The organism is Segatella oris, assembly GCF_900637655.1.
In the GTDB taxonomy this organism is placed as follows: Bacteria; Bacteroidota; Bacteroidia; order Bacteroidales; family Bacteroidaceae; genus Prevotella; species Prevotella oris.
In genome coordinates this window covers 78,098-100,557 of record NZ_LR134384.1, presented here as the reverse complement: position 1 = coordinate 100,557, position 22,460 = coordinate 78,098, and the positions used below count along the sequence as shown (strand labels likewise).

Sequence of the window (22,460 nt, the reverse complement as noted above, 5' to 3'; positions counted from 1 at the left end):
TTGTTTATTGTTTGAAGGTGAGACGGTAAATATCAGGTGTGCGCACACCAGGCTTCAACTCGCCGCCAATGATATAGATATCTTGATGATGACGCGCAAGCGTTGCCCCTGCACGTGCCGCAATTTGTTCGTTACCAGCAATGTTCCACGCTCCTTTTTGATACACACAAATGTAGGGATTGAAGCGATACCATTCCACGGGATGCGTCATATAACCAGGCTTGGGGTGGTTCACGGCATCTAAAAATACATCTTTATTCACGCCGCCTATAGCTACAAAGGCATCGTCGGTGAGGTTAATGGCAGCAGAACCTCCTAAATAAATATCCTCACCGGCATCGGTTTGAGGTGGCAAAAGTTCTTTCAAGGGCTGCTCTAAGCTTTGTCCTGAAATACAGAGTGAAGTGAGTTCAGTATCAGTTTTGGGCGTACATCCGCCCCATTGACAGAACTTTCCATTGACAAACACGCCTACAGGCTGTCCTAATTTCTTTGTTGTGAGTGGTGGAAGGGCTTTCCAACCGCGCTCAGGAAAGCTTAAATCGAGTTCGAAAATCTGCAGACCATTGCTTACAATCACACGATTTCCACAGTGAGCACCTGTGAAATTATCCATAGGTACAGGTAATTCGGGATAGAGTTTCACTGCGGCTTTCCCCTCTTTCAATATAATCTTGAACACATCGGCAAAGCTTTCATTTGTGTTGTTGCCGCCAATGCAGAGTAAACCATCGTCTAAAGGGATGCTCACGCCATAGGCACAAGGCGCAGGAAGTTGTCCGATGAGTTCCCAGTTTAATTGCTTTTCCGAGGTGATTTGTGCGGCATAAATGCCTTGATAATAGCGTTTGGGTCCGCCTTCGGCTGCCGGTTTGTCGGGGAAATTACATCCTCCGGCCATGATGAGCATGTCACCGACGACGCCAGCAAAGCAAGCTGATACGCCTTTTCCTATTCCAGGCTCATCAGATGGGAAGCCCATTATGCGCTCAACACGCACTAACTGAAAGCATTGTGCATGCAAGTCTGTTCCATTTATGAAATCAATCATTGCGATATAAATTATTAAAACAATACGAATTAGCTTCATTTGGGTATCTTTTTCTTAAATGTACTGCAAGGAAGTAGAGCTTCATTGACTAAATTGGCACGTGAGAAGGGGTGCCAACCATAGCGAACGGTTTGGGGATGAGGTACTTCTGCACAGCTCACGATAACACTTTCACCGTTTATTTCGGCTTTTGCGGCATGATAGACTCCGTCTTCTCCTGCCACTTCAAAACCTGTAAGTGGGCCATCCTTGGCTTGCAATCTCTGTGCATTCTCAAAATAAAGATAAACAAGTTCGCCCACTGCGCGTGCTTTGATGCATGAAGGACCCTCTGAAACAATGGCATGTTCATACACATGGTGCAGGGCTTGAAGTGCCAAGCGCTTGCCAACGGGTTGCTTGTTTCGGTAGTGTACGTCCAAGGAATCGCCTACATCGCTCGTCACGGTCAGCCAAGTTTGGGGCTGTTGTGCAGCCAACAGGCGTTGTGAATTGCGGAATTCGGGCCACGAAGGACGATTGAGACCCGACAATTGCACGATGAGGAAAGGCATCTTGGGTTGGTGGAAGAAGCGTCGCCAGCTTTTTTCTAAGAGGCGGAACAGGCGGGCATGCAGTTCGATATTGTGTGCATTCGATTCTCCCTGATACCAAGCTACACCGCGGATAGCATAATCTTTCAGTGGCAGAATGCCAGCTTCAAACATGTAACAGGGTGTATAAGGATGGCGTTGCAAGGCTATGTTTTCAGCGTTGGCAATGTTTTCGAGTGCTCGTTTGCGTGCCCAGGGCTGTCCAAAGTCACCATGATACCAATCGTGGAGTATGGAAGGGAACTGCCATTCAAGTGTATGTCGGTCAATCCATGACTCAGTTGTTGTGCCACCCACGGCATTACAGATGATACCAACAGGCACTTTAAGACAGTCGGCTAATGCTTTTCCAAAGTGATAGGCCACAGATGAGAACCTACTCACTGTTTCCTTGCTCGCTGGTTGCCATGTCTGTCCGCCCAATAAAGCAAGTTTATTTACCGAGTCGAGCACTGCTTTCGACCACTTCTCGGCATTTGTTGGAAAGCGGGTAGGCATGTTATAGAGGTGGAGTAGGGGCTGATGAGCAGCCAATTGCTCGTCCTCAGCAGCTGTTGTGGTAGCTTTCACGGGATATTCCATGTTGGATTGTCCCGAACAAAGCCATACTTCACCTATATATATATGGTGAATGGTGAGCTTTCCACGCTTTGTTGTGATGCGAGCCTCGTAAGGTCCGCCTGCATCCATGGCCGGGAAACTCACGTTCCATTGCCCGTTTGCATGGGTAACAGCTGATAATCGCTGGCCATTGAAATTCACTTCTACGCGCTCTTTGGCATTGGCTGTGCCACGAAACACAATAGGTTGCTGACGTTGCATCACCATTTCATCGGTATAAAGCGGTGACATCTTCAGCCCGCCATAGTCACCTGTGGTTGCTGAATAAATGGTTTGAGCCATGATTTCTGCACCTTCTGTATTGGGATGCAGGGCATCTGCAAACAAATCGGGACGTGAATAGAGTGGTGTATGCAGGTCGATAAGTCCTACTTGGTTGGCTTTGGCAATGCGGCGGATATGCTTTTGAATGGCAGCATGCCAGTCGCGGGTGCCACTTTCGAAGCGCGGATGCGTGTGAAATATAGGAGTCATGAGGCAAATCCATAGCTTGACATTGGGGTTTACCTTGCGAAAACTGTTGATGAGTTGTTGATAATCGGCATCAAATGCACTGTTGTAATTGGGCCAGTTGCGCGGATCGGTGTCGTTAAGTCCTAAGTGAATCACCACCCAGTCGGGCTTAAAGGCTAATGCTTCCTTATATTCTGTTTGCTGAATATAGGGACGATGCCCCTGCGTTAACAGTGTTGTGCCTGAATGACCAAAGTTCCTTACTTCATAGTTCGCCCCTAACTTGCGTTGCAAAACGGCTGGATAGCACGTTTGTTCGCGGTTGGAAAGCCCATAACCAAAGGTGACACTATTGCCCACGCAAGCTACTTTGATGCGGTTCTTACCCATGCCCGACACGGCAATGAGTAGTGAACAGCATAAGATAAAACTCATTCTGAGGTGTAGTTTCATAGAGCTTTGTTGTTTCCTATTAGATGGTTATTGCCTACAAATATACCACAAATCTGATAGATGTCCAAAAAATAGCGACGTTTTTCCTGTATCTTATGCCCAAAACTCACTTTTTCATGTTGCGATTGAATTGTTAAATGTGTCGCTTGAAATAGGGAAAAGGCCTCCTGTTTCTGGTATAGAAAGTATTTGTTTCATATATAAAACAAACTAAAAAGATTTTATGTATTCTTTGTTTTTGTAAATATTGTTGGTTGGTTTTTAACATCTCAATCCTCCACCAAATAGAAATTAAAAGTTCTTTTTAGCGTATATACGGAGTCTTTTTATGGCTTCGACATCCTCACTTTCATCTCCTTATCGTGTAACTCCATTCATAATGCGCTCCTTTTTGAGTCAAAACACGTAGTAATTTGAGGCAAGTTACAGAGTAATTCGATAGAAATTACATCGTTTTTCAGCCTTGTTTGTCTTTATCTCTTGTTTTATTTCTCGTAATGATTTGATAGCCAATGGATTGCAAATCGTCAAAAAACAGTACTTATTTGGAACAGAGATGTCTCTCTTTTCAAATATGTAAGCCAGTTAAAAGTATTTGTAAATATTTTTAATACTGCGTAATGCATATTTCATTATTTGCAATTATACAGTGTATTTCATAGCTCTTGTCAATATCAGAACAAATTTATCTGCATCCCGATTTATACTATATTTCATATAAACTCTTTCTACTTTGTTTCTCATGCTCCCTTTTTCCTTTCGGTTTGGGCAACAGCCTATAGTAAAACTTGGCTCATGTAATAGCCTCATTTGTGCTGATAAACTCGTCATTATTAGGAAATAAAAATCCCAGCAACTTATTATGTTACTGGGATTTACTTATTTTTAATTAGCGTTTGTTAGCACTTTTACTTCACTTCCTCAAATGTATTCTGTATTGATTATCAATGATTTACATTTGTGTGATACAAAAATGTTTCCTCAATTTGAGTAGTATTGATTAGAAAACATCTTGGATGTTATCACTATAGCTACAGCTTACAGCATTATATATTTAAAATCCATAAACATTTTTTTCTCTGCTTAAAAGCAGATTCTCCCCCTTCTAATATTTGACAGCATTGATTTATAGTAGCTAAATTATCTACAGAACCAGCATTATCAACTATAGAGTGTACACTAGTACTCCTAAGAGGAATTATGAGTTCAGCGTCACCAAGAACAGCGATATTTGGATTGTGTGTTACTATTATAACCTGGCGGTGTTCTTTAATCTTCCTTAAATTCGAAACAATTGTTTTAAATATAAATTCACTATCAAGATTATCTTCAGGCTGATCTGTCAATAAAGGTTTATTACTATCTGACAACATCAAGATTCCTAATAGAACGGATTGTTGCTGCCCTAAAGAAAGCTGAGAGATCGACTTTATAATAGGTTTATTGCCCCCACCATCTTGCTGTATGAATTTTGTTACTATTATTTGCGGAAGATCATCATATGACAAACACTCTAAATCTTCATAATGATTGTCTTCCAATATATTAAAGAAAATATTTTCTATATCTGCGTCTTGTAATAGCCTTTCTCCATTATACAAAATGTTACGAAATATTTCCATATTTTTATCCTTCACAGCGTGGATAAATTCACTTATAGAAATATTTGAAGCAATAATTTTCGCTTTAGAAACTTGAGAAGTACGCCATCCCATTAGAGATTTCAAGACTTCTTCAAACTCTGGAGAATAGCGCGATTCTACATATTTAATAGAAATAGAGAAGTCATCAATAGACGACTTTAAATCTCTGTTTACCTTTTGAGCAAACGAAAAATGCGACCTGTATATTTCTTTCCTGTTATTCTCTCTGTTTCCTAGTATTTCCTTACGTTCCCTCTGTAATTCGATTAACTTTTTTTGGTCTTCATTTAATCGTTTTACTTTTTTATCATAATCAACAATATCCTTAGATATTTGATTAATTTTACCTAAATCAAATGGGATGCCTTGCTGAGTTAGTTCTATTTTTTTTGCATCAATTTTACTCTGAATTTCAGATTCCTTTGCCCCCCACAATTTCAATTGCTCCTTTAATTCATCTATTTTTTTCTGTAGTTCACTATTTAGTTCGGTAGATTTTTGAGCAACAAGTTTACTGAAATCATCTACAATTGATTTCACACTTTTAAAATACTCTTTTCCGACAATGACCTTAGCATCGTCCATAGATGCAACATCTCTGAACAAGGAATTATCCCCTAATATCTCACGATATGTTTTAACAAGCTTATTTAATTGATCTATTAGAGTTTTTCTAAATTCCCTTTCCTGTATCAAAGCATTATGAAATTTTACAATATCCGCTGCTTTGGTTTTCTCTAATTCTTTTAACTTATTTTGTTCGTTAATTAAAGCTTTTTTGGCTTCAGGTAATGCAGCTAAGTTTATACGTAATTTCTTCATTTCACTTTGGTTGGACCTCAATAGATTAATGTACTCATTATCTTGTTGATGAAATGAATCCAAGTTTAAAAAAGAATCAAGGAAGTCTATAATGACTTTAGGGTTTTCATCACTATGCTGTAAAGTACTGGCGGTATCTCCTTGTCCGTAACTTTCTATAGGAATTAGAGCAACGCCATTATTGGGATCTGTACAATTAACAACAGATGCATTCTTTTCTCTTCGTAGAGAAATTGCTTGACCTGTCTCATCAAAATAACTAAGCAATATATTCTGTGCCCAAACCTCAGAATCACAAAGTTTTGAATTTGAGGAATTACCAGAAGTCTCTCGTATTGATTCAAGAAGTGTTGATTTTCCAGTTCCTCTACTACCAATGATACAGGTTAGATTAGGACTCAACTCTATATCTAATCCATTTAAAAGGCCTCCTTCTATTTTTATGTGTGTAATGGTGGGATGTTGCTCTGGTATACATTCTTCCAATCTAACTCTAGATTCACTACTTAGCAGTGCAAGGCGAAAAGAACGAAAAGTTAATGTCGGCATTTTAATTCTAGTGAGCCTATTTTCTCCTTCAGCATTTTTTCCTAGTTTATCTAGAGTATGAGAATCTGAAGACATCAACTTTGCAAAATTACGATGCAATTGATTATTTAAAGTTGTGCGCCATAAATCTAGCAAATGTTTATGTTCTGGCTTATCATCAAGATCTGTAAATAGATTAACATCTCTTTTGTCCGTTATTTCTAATCCTAAAAGATTTTCGCATTTAAATATTTGATCCATCTGTGGACCGTAGCGATTTATTGTTTTTTCGAAACCAGATTCAAGAGTAATATGCGCAAGAATACCAATCCCACCGTATTGGTTTGCAAAATTTAAACATTCTGCTATTCCTTGATAACAAAGAGATTTATCGTCGTTAAAAGTTAGTTTGCCATAGAATTTTTGCAAATCATCTGGCGTGTCAAAATACAGCAAAAGATGTCCTTGAGTCGTACTGACCTCTATTCCTGGAATCGCCAATATATCTATGTTTTTGTCTTTAGCATAATTAACTGCATAAAGGCTATTCAAGAATTGATTATGATCTGTTATACTTATTATTTTCAATCCTTTAGTTATTGCTGTTTCAACAATAGCTTGTGGAGTGTTTGATGCGTCAGTTACATCAAAAGAACCAGATCCTTCTCCATAAGAGTGGATATGTAAATCTGCCTTATAAAATAATGCTCCTGCATTCATATTATTTTATATTTTATGGTTCTGCAACCATTTGTATGTCTTCCTCGTGAATTTCATATATCTTGGTTGATTTTATTGAATAATTCTCTTGTTCATTATCCGTCCACTGCTCGCATTGCTTAATGACAGTTTCTAATGCATTGGCAGCTTCCTCTGGCGGGTAATGATATTTTTTCAGAAGATGTTTAATCATTCTGCGCATACCGGCACGGGCTGACTCTTTCTTTTGCCAATCAATAGTGCGGTTCTTACGTAGAGAGTCAGTAAGTTCTTTTGTCATAGCTACCAATTCTTCATTACTATAGAAGTCGTGGATTGCTTGCGGTTTGGTCAAGGCATCGTAGAAAGACTTTTCTTCGGGAGTGAGACCAAGTTCATTAGCTGCTGAATCAGCTGAGGCAATATCTTTTGCCAACTGCAAAAGTTCTTGGATAACTTCTTCATTGGTGAGTAATCCTTTTAGATAGTTGGACAAAGAACGGTTGAGAAGGTCTGAGAATTTCTCTGACTGCACGATGTTGGTCTTTTGATAGAGTGCCACTTTCTCTGCTAATAACTTTTTAAGCAGTTCTACAGCTATATTTTTTTCTTTCATCTTAGAAATTTCATCCAAGAAGGCTGTATCAAAGAGGGAAAATTCAGCTTTAACATCAGAGAAAAGATTGATTACCCCTTCACTTTTTACACTTTGTTTCAGCAATTCACTGATACGAGCATTAATTTCTTTCTTCGTAACTTTTCCTTTTCCTGTCATTCGTGAAAGCAAAGTACGCACAGTTTCAAAGAATGCAGCTAAGAAGCGTTGCTCTTCATTCAACAGGCTTCGGCAAAGAGTGATGGAATTGTGCAGCAATGCAGCTTCTTTCATATAGAGCGGTAACTGTTCTTGTTTATCGGTTGCCAACATAAAGTTTACACCACCTTTGATCAATTTGGCACGGTCAGCATCTGTCCCTGTGTGGAACTTACTATAATTATAACCATGAAATAAGTCTTGGCACACTTCCAACTTCTCTTTGAATTTTGTAAAAGCCATGCCTTTGATATCTGGGTTTCCAAAGTTCTTTCTGTCGCGCCCCGTATAATCACGCATGGCTTCTTTCAAGGCCTTGGCAATACCGATATAGTCAACCACCAATCCACCCACTTTGCCATTGAATACGCGGTTCACTCGCGCAATGGCTTGCATTAGGTTATGTCCGCTCATTGGTTTGTAAACATACATAGTTGCCAATGAGGGAACGTCGAAGCCTGTGAGCCACATATCAACCACAATAGCAATCTTCATCGGGGCGTTGTCATCCTTAAATCGTTTGGCAAGTTCTTTCTTATACTGCTTGTTTCCGATAATGTCGTGCCATTCTTCTGGGTCTTGGTTGCTGCCCGTCATGACAACTTTTACTTTATCCGTCCATTTTGGGCGAAGCTCCAGCAGTCGATGATAAATGCTCATGGCTATGGGGCGCGAATATGCTACAATCATTGCCTTACCTGTCAATTCATATTGACGGTTTTCCTCATAGTGTTTGAGAATGTCTTGGCAAAGAGAATCGATGGTAGCTGGTGCTCCGAGTATCTCTTCCAAGTGCGACATCTCCTTCTTGCTTTTCTCTATCTGTTCTGTCGTTGCACCTTCTTCAGCCAACAGTTCATATTCGTCATCAAGAGCTTGCAAGGTTGCATCGTCAAGATTTAGATTAATAACTCTCGATTCATAATATACAGGACAAGTAGCACCGTCATTAACCGCTTGCGTCATGTCATAAATATCAATATAATCACCAAAAACCTCTACAGTATCTCGGTCTTTAGTAGAGATAGGTGTACCAGTAAAGCCAATATATGAAGCATTGGGTAGTGAATTGTGAATGATTCTTGCCGTGCCGATAGAGACCTTACCTGTAGTGGCGTCGACTTTTTCCTCAAAACCATATTGTCCTCTATGTGCTTCATCAGTCATCACGATAATATTTCTTCGCTCTGACAAAGGTTCGTCAGACTCCTCAAATTTCTGCATGGTTGTGAAGATAATGCCATTAGCTTCTCGTCCACTCAATAGCTCTTTTAGATTCTCACGACTATTGGCTTGCACTGGTGTTTGACGCAAGAACTCCTTACATTTAGAGAATTGGGTATAAAGTTGATCGTCCAAATCATTGCGGTCGGTAATCACAACTATTGTGGGCTGTGATAACTCTTGTTGCAGCAAGTGGGCGTAGAAAACCATTGACAATGATTTACCGCTGCCTTGCGTATGCCAGAATACACCGATTTTACCATTACTTACTGTAGCATGTTTGGTACGTTCGATGGCTTTCTTCACTGCAAAATACTGATGATACCCTGCTAATATCTTGGCACTCCCTTTTTCTTCTTTGGAAAAACAAATAAAGTTCTTAATTATGTCTAAGAGTCGTTCCCTTTGAAATATTCCTTCAAAGAATGTATCATAATCGACAAATTCCGTACTTTCATAATTGCCATCTTTTGTTTTCCATTCCATATAGCGATCTTCCTTGCTGGTAATTGTTCCAGCTTTGGAAAGAGCCATATCGCTCATTACACAGAACATGTTGAAAGAGAACAACGATGGTATATCTTTCATATAATTGCGGAGTTGAAGATATGCCTCTGAAGCGTCCGTCTCTTCACGGGAAGGTGATTTTAATTCTACAACCACCAATGGTAAACCATTCACAAATACAATGATATCGGCACGTTTCTCTGCATTTTCAATGAATGTCCATTGATTGATAACTTGAAAAGTGTTTTTGTCCGTATGCTCAAAGTCTATCAAATAAACCATTTCATTGCGCATTTCCTTGCCATTGAAATAAGAAACTTCTATGCCATGCTGCAAATAGTCTGTAAAAGTTTCATTACGCTGCGCCAAACTACCCATATCAATATTGCGTAGTTTGATAATCGCTTCGTGAATAGCTGCATGTGGCTTCTTTGGATTAACAGTTTGCAGACTTTCTTCTAATTGTGCTTCATAATATGGCACATAGTAGTCTCTTTCAATATTTGGACCGTACAAATATTGATAGCCCATTCCCTCAAAGAGGGATATCAGTGCTTTTTCGTAATTATCTTCTGTGAAGGGCATTGTATTTTATTTTTTATTGTTCATTCATTTCTAAAAGAAATTCTAAATAATCTATATAGTTAGCTTTATAAGCTTGATAATCTAAGTTGTAAAGAGCCTCTGATGCTGATAAGTGTACGCCTCCTACTTCTAATGGATTTTCTTCATCAAACCAATCATTAAAGCTCTCACAATCTTGGTAAATTAATCTTTGGTTAGCGTGGTGGGCATAACTGAAATAAAAATGTAAAATGAACCCACAGAGTACATCTGTTGTTTTGTATATCAGTAAGGATAGTGATTTGTCTATCTGAGGATGCAAAACATCCAAACCATGTGAAGCAAATCCTGCATTATTTCGTATCTCTGCAATTGATTGAGCGACAGTAGAAATTCTACGGCATAGTTCAGATAGACCAACTATTTCTTTTCCAGTCTGTTTTATAAGATGTTCTAAGGTCTGTTTTACTAAACTATTAAATGAAATATCATCTTTGTATGTTGTATTTTGATTAGTGAGAATTGTTTTGCAAAGTGCTTCAGTTAGACTTTTACTTACTTCAACGCACAAAGAAGGATTAATCTCAACATTGTTTTCTATTGTTGAAATATGCGTTTCAAAAGTCCTAAGACTTGGTTCTTTTGCAATATATTCTCTTGTCCACTGCATAATTAATATTAATTTAAATTATCATTTATCCGTCGATTGAGTTCTATTTTATCATCTAAGGAAGAGAGAATTTTCCCAATTCTCTTTTGTTCTTTGATATTGGGAATTTCAATCTCATAGTTTGCAAAGGTCGATTTGTTAATAATTGGTACTGCCGTTGATGTCTTACTAAGGTAATTTAAATGCTTGCCAACAACAGTCATCAAGTAGTATATAAAATCTGCATCATTTTCCTCATTCGGTACAATAGAATTAAATTGTTGATTCGTCACAGTTGGCTTTTTCGTAAGCACAACTTTTCCTAAATCAGAACCTATGCAACTAACGCATATCGATTTTGCAGGAAGCAAACAGTTTTTTACCTCATTCAGACCAATTTTTGTTAAAGTCTTAGATGTCGTTGGAGAAAATTTCTCAGACAAATTATCCGATGGAGTCAGAAAAGGGATCTTCCCTCCATAATTTTCCAAGATAGATGTTCGAGGGGTTTTACCAGTAATCACCTTCCCTAAATCCGATATGTGTTTCTTATATAATTTCATAAATACTTCTGCTCACTTATGTATTAAAAAGATATTGTTCAACAGACTTGATATAGCTTTCAAACCGTTTTGCATTGTTACTTTCTATAAATGATATTGTTCGATACTCTATATCTTGTAGGTTGTTTAGAATATATATTTGTTCATTTTTATTATTACGTGTTCCTCCCCCAAACGGCTTAGGTAGTAGCGATGTCATTCTATATGCCAAATATTTACTTCTTCCAAATAAAACATACTTATTATTTTTCCTGTTTCTGAGCTGATATACACCACTTCCTAATGGAGCTATTAAATAATCTCCTTTTCTTGGATCTGGAAAAGATTTCCAATTACTCCATCCAGTATTATATATTTTTTCAAACTCTTCCATAAATGGGAATTTAGTTGTTTATATCATTAATTTTCAGCTCGCCAGACATCAGTTTAGGAAGGAGTGTATCTCTTGTTTGATGAAGCCTTTTATTTTCTAAAACATTTTTTTTAATCAAAGTCATAATGTGACTGTAAATTTTATTAAATCGCTCAACAGCCTCTTTTGGTGGATAAACGATCTTGATTAAAGAGAAATCTTTGTAACTCAAAGTCTGTCTTACTCCTCCGATTGCTCTTGTGTTGACTTCTTCTTTGAAGTTCTTTGTGGCTTTGAAGATGTTAAAAAAATGATGGTATTCTTTCTCACATCTAAAGACTACGTAAACAGGGCTAACGCATCCACTGAAATCAAATGTATTCATTCCAATAGAACCGATATTTATACGAGCAGGATTGTATGCAAAATCATTTGGCGCCACCATAATATATTTCGCAAGGTTTTTACTATATACTTGTTTTGTGAAGTATTCTTCTGAAAGAAATAGATCTCCAGTATTGACTGGTGATAAAACTTTTATGTCTGTTCGCTTGCCAACTTTCTTCTTTATTGAGTTTGTTATATTTCCCAATTCTTCAACTTGCCATCCTTCAGGTATCATTCCCAGTTCAGAATCCACAAATTTTCTACCTTTGAATGGCTCAAAATCCACGAACCAAGATTTGAACAACGCTTGTGCCTGCCGTTCTAAATTATCATTTATCCGTTTGTTTACCTCAATTTTATCATCAAGGGATTTGAGAACTTGTATTATCTGATGTTGAATCGATAATGGAGGTATTGACACCGTGAAATCACCGATAATGTCTTGTGTCATCAACGGTTGTGCTCCACCTATATGATGATGATGGAAATCAAGCGTGGTCATGAGATAATAAAGGAACTGCGTGTCAGCAATATCTTTTGCAAATATCGAAATTGCGTTATCAGATACCCAGCATTTGCTTTCACATTTATAGACACACCCACAATATGCACCAACTCGTCCAACTATAATCGCATTTTCTGCATTGTACGAATCGGAATAGTCCATGATGCCATTACCACCATAGACAGGAAAGACACCGTTGTTTTGTGGACGTTTCTTTCCATTCTTCATGTTGGTTATCTCTCCCAATTTATATTCTTTCCACTCTTCCATATTAAGCGTCAATCATTTTGTTCATAGTAATATGAATAATCAATTCCCTTCATAAACATTTCTCTATCATCAATCTTTGTAGTGAGAGCTGGTAGTACTAAAGCCTTGATATATGTGCTATCAGACACACTATCACGCATGGCTGAAAGATACTCGTTCTTGTCTATTTGGCTCCAATCCACACACCGCTTGAGAGAACGCCTCAGCATGAGATCAAGCCAGATACGAGTGCTTCGTCCATTGCCTTCCATAAATGGATGCGCTACGTTCATTTCGACATACTTATCCATTATTTCGTCGAAGGTGTTTTCTGGCATTCTTTCAATCGTTTGTAGCGTAGCAGAGAAGTGCATACAATTAGCGAAAGTGAAACCTCCTTTGGATATATTCTTAGTTCGGATTTGTCCTGCAAAGTCGTAAAGACCTCCAAAAAGATAGGCATGAATCTGTTGTAAACATTGTATGCTGCCTGGCTCAAGACTTTTCAGCAAGCCACTTTCATATAGCTGATATGCTTTCTTTCGACTTTGACCATCTAATGTATTATCACTATATGTAAACCAATCAAGGAACTTATTTGCTCGATTGTTAGGATAGTGCTTTGCTAATAAAGTCACTCCTTCACTATCAAGGATATCTGCAATACGCATCTTGCCATCTGGTGCTTCAAATTTAAAGTTGTGAGTAATACTCACGAGTTCAATGCCTTCTTGTTTTAACTTACGTTTTAACCAACGCCAATAGTTACCAGCTTTGGTGTAGTCAGGTTCATCGTTAATGGCACGTACAATGTCTGTTGCAGAAAACCACCAACAATTACTTTCTTCATCCCATACGGCACGTACTTCACGGTCGTTGAAGAAACGAATTGATTTCTTATGTTGTTCTTTCTTCTCTTCCATAAATGGGAATTTAGTTGTTTATATCATTAATTTTCAGCTCGCCAGACATCAGTTTAGGAAGGAGTGTATCTCTTGTTTGATGAAGCCTTTTATTTTCTAAAACATTTTTTTTAATCAAAGTCATAATGTGACTGTAAATTTTATTAAATCGCTCAACAGCCTCTTTTGGTGGATAAACGATCTTGATTAAAGAGAAATCTTTGTAACTCAAAGTCTGTCTTACTCCTCCGATTGCTCTTGTGTTGACTTCTTCTTTGAAGTTCTTTGTGGCTTTGAAGATGTTAAAAAAATGATGGTATTCTTTCTCACATCTAAAGACTACGTAAACAGGGCTAACGCATCCACTGAAATCAAATGTATTCATTCCAATAGAACCGATATTTATACGAGCAGGATTGTATGCAAAATCATTTGGCGCCACCATAATATATTTCGCAAGGTTTTTACTATATACTTGTTTTGTGAAGTATTCTTCTGAAAGAAATAGATCTCCAGTATTGACTGGTGATAAAACTTTTATGTCTGTTCGCTTGCCAACTTTCTTCTTTATTGAGTTTGTTATATTTCCCAATTCTTCAACTTGCCATCCTTCAGGTATCATTCCCAGTTCAGAATCCACAAATTTTCTACCTTTGAATGGCTCAAAATCCACGAACCAAGATTTGAACAACGCTTGTGCCTGCCGTTCTAAATTATCATTTATCCGCCTATTTTTATGAAATAGCGGTTGATATGAGCTATATGTGTGATATGCTGTTTGCATTTTGATTTAACTGATGAATTTGCGGTGAGAGAGTTTGACGTTTGTTTGATTGACCATTGCATAGTGCATGGTTGTATCAATTTTAACATGCCCAAGGAGTTTTTGTACTTGCTCCACGGGCATACCTTTATCTATAGCCATAGTCGCAAGTGTCCGACGGAACTTGTGTGGATGGACACGGACAATCTTTGAAAGCTTCCCAATCTTTCTTAGTCTTGTCTCAACTCCTGATATTTGTAATCGATTGTGTGGTTTGGCAAGAGACACAAACAATGCTTTGTTTCTGTCTTTCCGCTCTGCGAGATATTGCTGCAAATGAATCTTTGCACGAGCATTGAAATACACGACACGTTCCTTGTTGCCTTTACCGAAAACGATACACTCACGCTCATTGAAGTTTATATCTTCACGATTGAGCTTTACAAGTTCTCCAACACGCATACCAGTAGAAGCCAATAGGTCTATCATTGCTAAATCTCGTACCCTTGTACAGTTATCGCGAAGTTGTTCCAAATTTTCGTCAGTAAGGACTTCCTTAATCTGTGTTCCTGTCTTAACCTTGTGTATTCTACGTACAGGACTTTTAATGATGTAATCCTCATCCTCTAACCATGAAAAGAAAGATGAAAAGATACGACGGATATTGTCTATTGTAACTTTACTCGATTTGTGTTTCTGTTGAAATACAGCCAAATAAGCACGAATATCCTCTGTTGTATAGTTCGTAACTTTTTTTGGCATTTTCTTGAAAAGCTGATTGATGGTCGAGCCATAATATTTTATGGTAGGTGTGGTGCAACCTTCAACTTGCTTAGCTGACAAGAATATCTCTAACAGACGTTCGTTAGATGCATTGTTCTCCTGCATCAACTCGTCGTCTGCCGTAATGGAGTATTTACTGATAGCTTGCAGTAATACTCCATTGAGTTGTGCCATTTGCTCTACGCTTAATACTTCTGCCATTGCATTGCTAATTTCTGAAATCAGTTTTTCTTTCATGTTCTTCTATATTAATGAATTGATAATATGGAAGAACGTGTTGCTTATTACTTGATTGTAAAACCTATGCTTGCCAACTGTTTCCGTATCTCGCCCTCCAAATCATGTGATTGAGCAAATAAGTCGGATAATTCAGTAGTGAGTTTGTCCATCTTCTCTTGGAAAGGAATACCGTCGTCTTCCTGTTCAGCTATGCCAACATAGCGTCCGGGGGTAAGAATATAGTCTTGTTTTGCCACATCGTCAAGGGTAGCAACCGCACAGAAGCCTTTTTCATTCTCAAGTGTACCATCACTATATTTATCAAAAGTGTCTGCAATCTTTTTAATATCTGTTTCTTGGAGCTCACGAAGTTTGCGGGTAACCATTGTTCCCATGTTTCTTGCATCTACAAACAGAATTTTATCTTTCTGTTTCTTCTCTCGATTGAGGAACCATAGAGAAACAGGAATACCTGTGGTATAAAACAACTGTGAGGGTAGGGCAACGATACCTTCTATTAATCGGGCCTTGATGATATTCTCACGAATCGTTCCTTCCCCTCCTGTCTGTGAAGATAAAGAACCATTTGCCAATACCATACCTATTTTCCCTTTGGGAGATAAATGATGAATCATGTGTTGCAACCATGCAAAGTTGGCATTTCCAGATGGTGGAATGCCAAATTTCCAACGCACATCATCTTGCAACTTGTCTGCTCCCCAATCACTGAGATTGAAAGGCGGATTAGCCATGATAAAATCTGCTTTTAATGTGGGGTGTTGGTCGTCAAAGAATGTATCTGCATTAAACTTACCCAGATCAGCCTCAATGCCTCGAATGGCAAGATTCATCTGAGCCATCTTCCATGTCGTAGGATTGCTGTCTTGACCATAGACAGAAATATCTTTGATATTGCCTTGATGCCTTTCTATGAATTTGGCAGACTGTACGAACATTCCACCAGATCCGCAAGCAGGGTCATATACTCGTCCGTGATAAGGTTTCAGAACTTCGACAAGTGTTTGAACAATACAAGCAGGCGTATAAAATTCTCCTGCTAATTTCCCTTCTGCTTCTGCAAATTTAGAAAGACAATATTCATATGTACGTCCCAATATATCTTTGGAATCTCCATGTTCTTTCATTTGAATATTGGTAAATAAATCTACCACATCGCCCAAACGCCTTTTGTCTAATTCTGGTCGGGCGAAATTTTTGGGCAGAATGCCTTTCAAACGGAGATTCTCCTTTTCAATAAGACGCATGGCATTGTCGATTATCGTACCGATTTCTGGTGTATGGGCTGCTTTTGCTACCACACTCCACCGTGCTTCTTGTGGGACAAAGAAAATATTTTCAGATGTATATTCATCTTTGTCCTCTTCAAAGCCATCCCCTTCCTCTACCAAAGATTGGTATTTGGACTCAAAACGATCTGAAATATATTTTAGAAAGATAAGACCTAACACTACTGATTTATATTCAGAAGCATCAAGATTACCTCTCAACAAATCGGCAGCTTTCCATATCTCTTTTTCAAATCCTATTTCCGCAGTATTCTTCTTTGCCATATTATTCCTATTTTAACATTTCTTATTCCAAAATTATGATAATCAGCACTGTTTATAATATTTCGTAGCAATTAAATTCTTAACAATAAAACATCAAGTTCATGAGTTTACACAATCAGAAATAAAATTCCACAGCTCAATTATCAAAGACTACTCAGATAATCTTGAAATATTTCATGTGGTCTTTGGCTGTTTATGTGCTTAAGAACATGCTCATGTGTAGACTCTTTGACTCTTGTTATTATTGTCATAATAGTATTTCTACAATCTATTGGCTTTATTCTGAAGACCCACATTATTTATCAATTTTAGGCCACATATACTACTTATTTTTTGACGTTTGTCATAAGACAAATGGTGATTATAAACATACTTTATCACTCTATATTTTATTATTTCTAAAGCCACAGGGTTATTTTTAAATTCAGACAATATAGACTCTAACTCACTCATAGACATGTTATTATAATATGTTTTGATTGTAAAAGAGATTATTTTAGCAGCAGGTGTCCCTATTCGACGAGCAACTTCATCGTATATTTTCCCTAAGTCAGAAGTCCCCACACTCACTGATAAATTACTAAAGGTAGCTAAACAAACACGCAATAACATAAGATGTAGAAGTTGTTCTATCTTAGATTTAATAACATCCTCATTTGTTTTACCTTTATTTTTATTGATAAAAAAATCAACTATTTCTTGCTGACTTTCGTCTAAAATCTGTGTAAAAAAAGATATAGATCTAAAACAAACATTATACGAACTTTCTATAATATCTAACAATTTTCCTTTATCTAATGAATCTTTCTGATTCTTAACAATCTGCCCCATGATTTTAACAACCTTAAAAGTGTCATTTAGATCACGTAACGTCACATTGTCCTGAAAATCTTCTTCTGTGAAATTTTCTTGGGGCAATGTTCTATGAAGTTCATCAGCTTTCCGTAAATCCCGATTCCTTTCATCTCTTGGGTCAATGTTTGCCTTGATAACATCTGTTTTAATCAGTCTTACAAGTTCAGACAATTCTACGAAAAGTTTATCATCTTGAGCAAGTGTAATAGGAGATATATCTTCAAATGGCAACCAACTTGCAAATAGCAGTTCATCAATTTGCTTTTTCCCCCCATTTTTATATATCAAGAAGATTAAAATATTAGCTTCTCTTTCTTTATGCAGTTCCGAACATAACTTTTTAACAATTTCTTCGCCACATCCATCATCGATCAAGGTCGATATTTTGGAGGCTACTAAAAAATAGAATATATATTTGTACGAGAATGAATATGAATCCTCGTCTATTTTTTGGATCAGATTTGCATTAACCATTTTGGAAAGCAAAGTAGAGCAAGCATAAAAATCATTGTATATATCAATATATGTATTATACATTCTCTCAAATATTTCTTTCGAGAAATACTTATGGGTAGGTTGCTCTTTATATAAATAATATGCAAATTCTTGTAAAAAATTAAGCATCCCATTAATCTTAGTTCTTGGGATTTCTGCTCTAACCAAAGATGCTATTATTAAAGAATTATAACAATAAGCATATGAGGTCTGTTCTACATCGAACTGACCTAATGCCTGATTTAATCCCTGCAAAAGTGATAAAACAAAAATAGGATACGATGGTATTAGTTGCTGCCCTAACAAACCTGTAATCTGATCAAAAGTTAATTTGACTTCCTGGCCAATAGCCTCTTGAGAAAAATTTTCACTGGCTCTGCCTATTCTTACCCATTTCTCAATTAGCTGATTTCTTTTATAATAACCCAATGGTAATAACTTATACCTTTTGATATCTGATTCTGTAACGCTTTGCTCTAACAAAGCATCTATCGCTATTTGTTCAGAAGTAGTAATTATAACCTTCTCAAAATTAGCCATCAACTTCTTAACAAACTCACTTTTTTCATTCTTAGAGAAACTAGATTTATTGATTTCATCGATAAACACAACTTTTTTACATTTTTCCAATTGTGCATACTTATCGAATTTGTATTTTCTATTATCATACTGAGACTCATAAGATTCTTTCATAATTTTGTTAAGCTTCAAATGAGTAGATAACCTTTCTCCTTTTATCAGTAGAGGGTATAACCCACTTTTATAAGAATCCATATAGAGCATCTTTAATAAAGAGCTTTTCCCTGACTGACTATCACCTTCTAATATCATGACTTTTCCCAGTTGAGGGTTTTCTAAAATATTTTCAGAATCTACAAAAGGAGAAAAAGAATCCTTTTCATACTGCATTGGCTCCAGATCAGGATAAACAAATATATCTGACAACATCAAATCAAACTTCTTCTCATGCTTTAATGGCAAAGCTATCTCTTGAATAGAGGCTAAAAAAGTATTATCTAATTGCAGTTTATTCCGATATGGTCTTATCTGCATATCTTTTTGTTCAATTTCTACATAAGAGGTATTATTATATTGAAAAGAATATTTCGACAAAGAGAATGACTCCGTATCAAAATGATAAAAATTAAATTTAGAGCTTTTATCATATTGAAATGCAGAGGATTCTAGATAAACTAGTTCATCACAATCGCCTAAATCTGCAATAATCTTATCACTTTCTGTATGCTCATGCCCACACATGACTATGTGAGTATTATCATACAAGTGCTTCTCAAACTGCTTTTTATTATTCGCACTATTATTTGGAGTTAGCCAGTCTGTATTGTGATGAAAGACAGCTATACTTAAATTATTAGGCTCATTACATTGCAAGAAAAAGCGTTGAGGTATCATTAATTTGCCAACATTTTCATGAAGAGTAGACAAGAATGCTGTATTATAACATTGAAAGTATAAAGAAAAATCTGTTTTAATCTTTAATTCCCTAAGCCATGAGATGGAAGACTCTTGAGCATCAATAAGTTTATTGTAAAAACACCAAAAGTTCTTTTGGGGATGTAAACAGTGCTCTATTATTGCATTATCCTCTACATCCCCCTTTTGTAATACATCCTTTATTAATACCTCTCGAATAGCATCATCCTTAAATTCACAATCATGATTACCAGGTACTATGACATAGTCGAAATTGCAAATTTTATTTTCTTTTTTCCAAAACTTTTCGCAATTCTTCAAAAAATTATATGCTATGTCATACTGTTCTGCAGTCCCTGAGAAAGCTATATCACCAGAGATTACAACTACAACTCTGGAAGTTTCATTTATATATTGTTTACATGATTTACAAAATTCATCAATATGAGTTATAATAAAATCTTCGTTAGATTTTATATGAATATCAGACAGCTGAATAATCGAAATTTTCATCTTTGTAACTTTAGAAAGGTTGTTTAAGTGAGTGATAAAATTACGTTAACTATGCAAATAACAAAATTTGCTATCTAATCGATTTTCTCTGCATTAGAAATAATCGCCATAAGTTCTTTCTCTGCTACAAAGATAGCAAATTTTATTATACAATCAAAATAAAAGAGGAGCTATTTATCCTCTTTTATTACAATGTGAAAAGATTATGCTATTATTCATGAAGTTTAGTCTGCATAAGGCTATCAACCTTATGTTTCAACCTCAAATCATAACCATCTATCTCCTTCTTGATGTTCTTGATTGCTGTTTCATTGCGATGAATATCAAACACTTCGTTTAGCCATAGAATTTCCTTTGAGTTGCATCCTTTCCATACTCGAATGACACGAAACTTCAAAGCATCATCTTCGTATTGCCGTTTGCTACTCCACAACATGAAGTTAGCTAACAATGAAAGTGAAGAGATAAGACCGAGAAGTATCATTCCAGAGGACACTTTTGAAGATTTTATATCAAAGCTATGCTTATGAATAACTTCTTGTGTTGTGGAAGTTTGTTTACCTTGATATGACTTAATCTCTTCCACAAGTTTTATATTGCAAGCTATCAACTGATGGATATTCTTGCCTTCCTCTTCTTTGATTCTTACCTGTACACCAAACTTATTCAGCAAGTCTTTCGTCTGCTTCTCATAGACTTTCAACAGTTCCTGTACCTGTATTTCGTCTAAGCCAGATGTTTGTATACTTGGCGCAGAAGATTTTTGCTTTATCTCCTGCAATTCCTTACCAATATTCTCTAACTGTTTCTTAATTTCCTCAAAGAGGACAAATGTGTTATCTACCATATTTCCTAAATTTTACGTTTTTTCTTTTTCTTCTTTCTATCAAGTGTATTATAAACTGATCCAGGTACTGTACCATAAGAATGAAACAAGTCTATTGTACCTTCAATAAAATCGTTTGCAATATCACTTACTGTTCCACTAGTCTCGGTTAAAGCTTCTGCTATATTCTGCTTTTGCTGTTCTACCTCCTTGTTGTTTTGAGCGAGCGCATAATCTATCTTCGAAAAGCTAAAAGCCCTATCTATCTTCGACCCATTGAAATGATATTCATTCATATCAAAGATGACACCTTGTACCTCTTGGGTATTACCCTTATACTTGAAGCGCACGTCAACTTCTTTTTGCTTCAATCGAGCAATTAGCGATTTCCAATCACGACATTTCTTTGTCTCTATGCTTAACAGTTTGTAAAGTTCATACCTTGTCTTATCAGGTTCTTTCAACCGATGTTCCTTTACTTTCTCCTTTCCTGTGGTGAAATATAAATCATACTTAGCTGTTAACTCCTTACAAATCTTTTCACTACGAAACCTATCATTCTTATCTGAAATCGTCTTGCCATTATTATCGACACGATTGAAAGCTATATGAACATGCGGATGCTCTTTGTCAAAGTGTCGTCCTACAATGTATTGCGTATCTTTAATGCCCATTCGCTCCATATACTCTCGTGCAATCTTTACCATAAACTCATTAGAGAGCTTCAGTAAGTCCTGAGCGGAAAAACTCAATGAAATATGTCCTACCGTTTTACAAACTTTCGGATTGAGTGCAGTTTGGTCGATAAAACTCTGAATTATATGATTGTTGGTATCTATTCTCACGCCACAGCTATCAATCAACTCTGTACCTTTATCAGAATCAAGAATGTAATTGATCACTCCTTTGAAACCTGAGCCTTTCATAATTTTTGCTATCATCCTCTTATCATATTAAGTACATTGTCTATGTTCTCTATAAGCTGACGATGCAAAGGTTCTACATTACAGAAGCCTTCGGCATTGGCACGATGTGCCAATTGATTGAGGTTATTTGCCATTCCACACAGCTTGCGGATGAAGTCTGCTTGCTCTACGGTCAGTCGTTCAATGATATTTCCTTTATAAAGAATTTTTCTTACAAACTCACTCATGGTTACTCCTGCGCTTTTGGCTTTGCCTTTGAGCGTATAGTAATCCTGCGTATTCAGTTTCACCGTGATACGGTATTTCTTCTTTTCGGCTACGCCCTTGGTTGGACGACCACCTTTTTTATATTCTGTTTTTATCATACTTGTTTCTTTAATTTGATTTGATGGAGACCAGCGGGATAATCCTCTGCAACGACTGTCAGGAGGTGGAGCAAGTGGTTTTGGTATGCCCAAAACATAAACTTGCTCCCCGAAAAACAGATTATGCCAAA

At 36.9% G+C, this 22,460-nt stretch carries 16 protein-coding genes; all 16 read right to left on the bottom strand.

Annotated elements, in window-relative coordinates; all coding sequences use genetic code 11:
* Positions 1–4: 4 nt before the first annotated feature.
* Complete coding sequence (locus EL210_RS00435) at positions 5–1,051, bottom strand: cyclically-permuted mutarotase family protein (protein ID WP_018921169.1); 1,047 nt, start codon at positions 1,049–1,051, stop codon at positions 5–7.
* A gap of 35 nt (positions 1,052–1,086) precedes the next feature.
* A complete protein-coding gene (locus EL210_RS00430) occupies positions 1,087–3,108 on the bottom strand; it encodes a GDSL-type esterase/lipase family protein (RefSeq protein WP_018921170.1) in 2,022 nt (673 codons plus the stop codon).
* Positions 3,109–4,217: 1,109 nt separating this feature from the next.
* On the bottom strand, positions 4,218–6,884 hold the full coding sequence (locus tag EL210_RS00425; protein WP_018921171.1) for a TrlF family AAA-like ATPase: 2,667 nt from the start codon (positions 6,882–6,884) through the stop codon (positions 4,218–4,220).
* A 13-nt stretch (positions 6,885–6,897) separates the two neighbouring features.
* Positions 6,898–9,993 carry a type I restriction endonuclease subunit R gene (locus EL210_RS00420; RefSeq protein WP_018921172.1) on the bottom strand — a complete coding sequence of 1,032 codons (3,096 nt, stop codon included), beginning with the start codon at positions 9,991–9,993 and terminating at the stop codon, positions 6,898–6,900.
* Between the two features lie 13 nt (positions 9,994–10,006).
* A complete protein-coding gene (locus tag EL210_RS00415) occupies positions 10,007–10,642 on the bottom strand; it encodes an abortive infection family protein (RefSeq protein WP_018921173.1) in 636 nt (211 codons plus the stop codon).
* A gap of 8 nt (positions 10,643–10,650) precedes the next feature.
* A complete protein-coding gene (locus EL210_RS00410; RefSeq protein WP_018921174.1) occupies positions 10,651–11,184 on the bottom strand; it encodes a restriction endonuclease subunit S in 534 nt (177 codons plus the stop codon).
* A 16-nt stretch (positions 11,185–11,200) separates the two neighbouring features.
* On the bottom strand, positions 11,201–11,557 hold the full coding sequence (locus tag EL210_RS00405; RefSeq protein ID WP_018921175.1) for a hypothetical protein: 357 nt from the start codon (positions 11,555–11,557) through the stop codon (positions 11,201–11,203).
* A 10-nt stretch (positions 11,558–11,567) separates the two neighbouring features.
* Complete coding sequence (locus EL210_RS00400; protein WP_126370172.1) at positions 11,568–12,698, bottom strand: restriction endonuclease subunit S; 1,131 nt, start codon at positions 12,696–12,698, stop codon at positions 11,568–11,570.
* A gap of 8 nt (positions 12,699–12,706) precedes the next feature.
* Positions 12,707–13,600: a protein adenylyltransferase Fic gene (gene fic, locus EL210_RS00395; RefSeq protein WP_018921287.1), complete on the bottom strand. Its 894-nt coding sequence runs from the start codon at positions 13,598–13,600 to the stop codon at positions 12,707–12,709.
* A 10-nt stretch (positions 13,601–13,610) separates the two neighbouring features.
* Positions 13,611–14,363 (bottom strand): restriction endonuclease subunit S, encoded by a 753-nt coding sequence (locus EL210_RS00390; RefSeq protein ID WP_018921086.1) that lies wholly within the window; start codon positions 14,361–14,363, stop codon positions 13,611–13,613.
* Positions 14,364–14,369: 6 nt separating this feature from the next.
* Positions 14,370–15,362 carry a site-specific tyrosine recombinase/integron integrase gene (gene xerA / locus EL210_RS00385; protein ID WP_018921085.1) on the bottom strand — a complete coding sequence of 331 codons (993 nt, stop codon included), beginning with the start codon at positions 15,360–15,362 and terminating at the stop codon, positions 14,370–14,372.
* A 47-nt stretch (positions 15,363–15,409) separates the two neighbouring features.
* Positions 15,410–16,915, bottom strand: a complete 1,506-nt coding sequence (locus EL210_RS00380; RefSeq protein ID WP_018921084.1) for a class I SAM-dependent DNA methyltransferase — start codon at positions 16,913–16,915, stop codon at positions 15,410–15,412.
* 261 nt (positions 16,916–17,176) lie between these two features.
* A complete protein-coding gene (locus EL210_RS00375) occupies positions 17,177–20,212 on the bottom strand; it encodes a metallophosphoesterase (protein ID WP_018921083.1) in 3,036 nt (1,011 codons plus the stop codon).
* A gap of 211 nt (positions 20,213–20,423) precedes the next feature.
* Positions 20,424–21,059, bottom strand: coding sequence for a hypothetical protein (locus EL210_RS00370; RefSeq protein ID WP_018921082.1), 636 nt, complete (start codon positions 21,057–21,059; stop codon positions 20,424–20,426).
* Positions 21,060–21,064: 5 nt separating this feature from the next.
* Positions 21,065–21,979, bottom strand: a complete 915-nt coding sequence (locus EL210_RS00365; RefSeq protein ID WP_018921081.1) for a relaxase/mobilization nuclease domain-containing protein — start codon at positions 21,977–21,979, stop codon at positions 21,065–21,067.
* Positions 21,976–22,329, bottom strand: a complete 354-nt coding sequence (locus tag EL210_RS00360; protein ID WP_018921080.1) for a plasmid mobilization protein — start codon at positions 22,327–22,329, stop codon at positions 21,976–21,978. The genes EL210_RS00365 and EL210_RS00360 overlap by 4 nt, the downstream gene beginning before the upstream one ends.
* Positions 22,330–22,460: the final 131 nt, after the last annotated feature.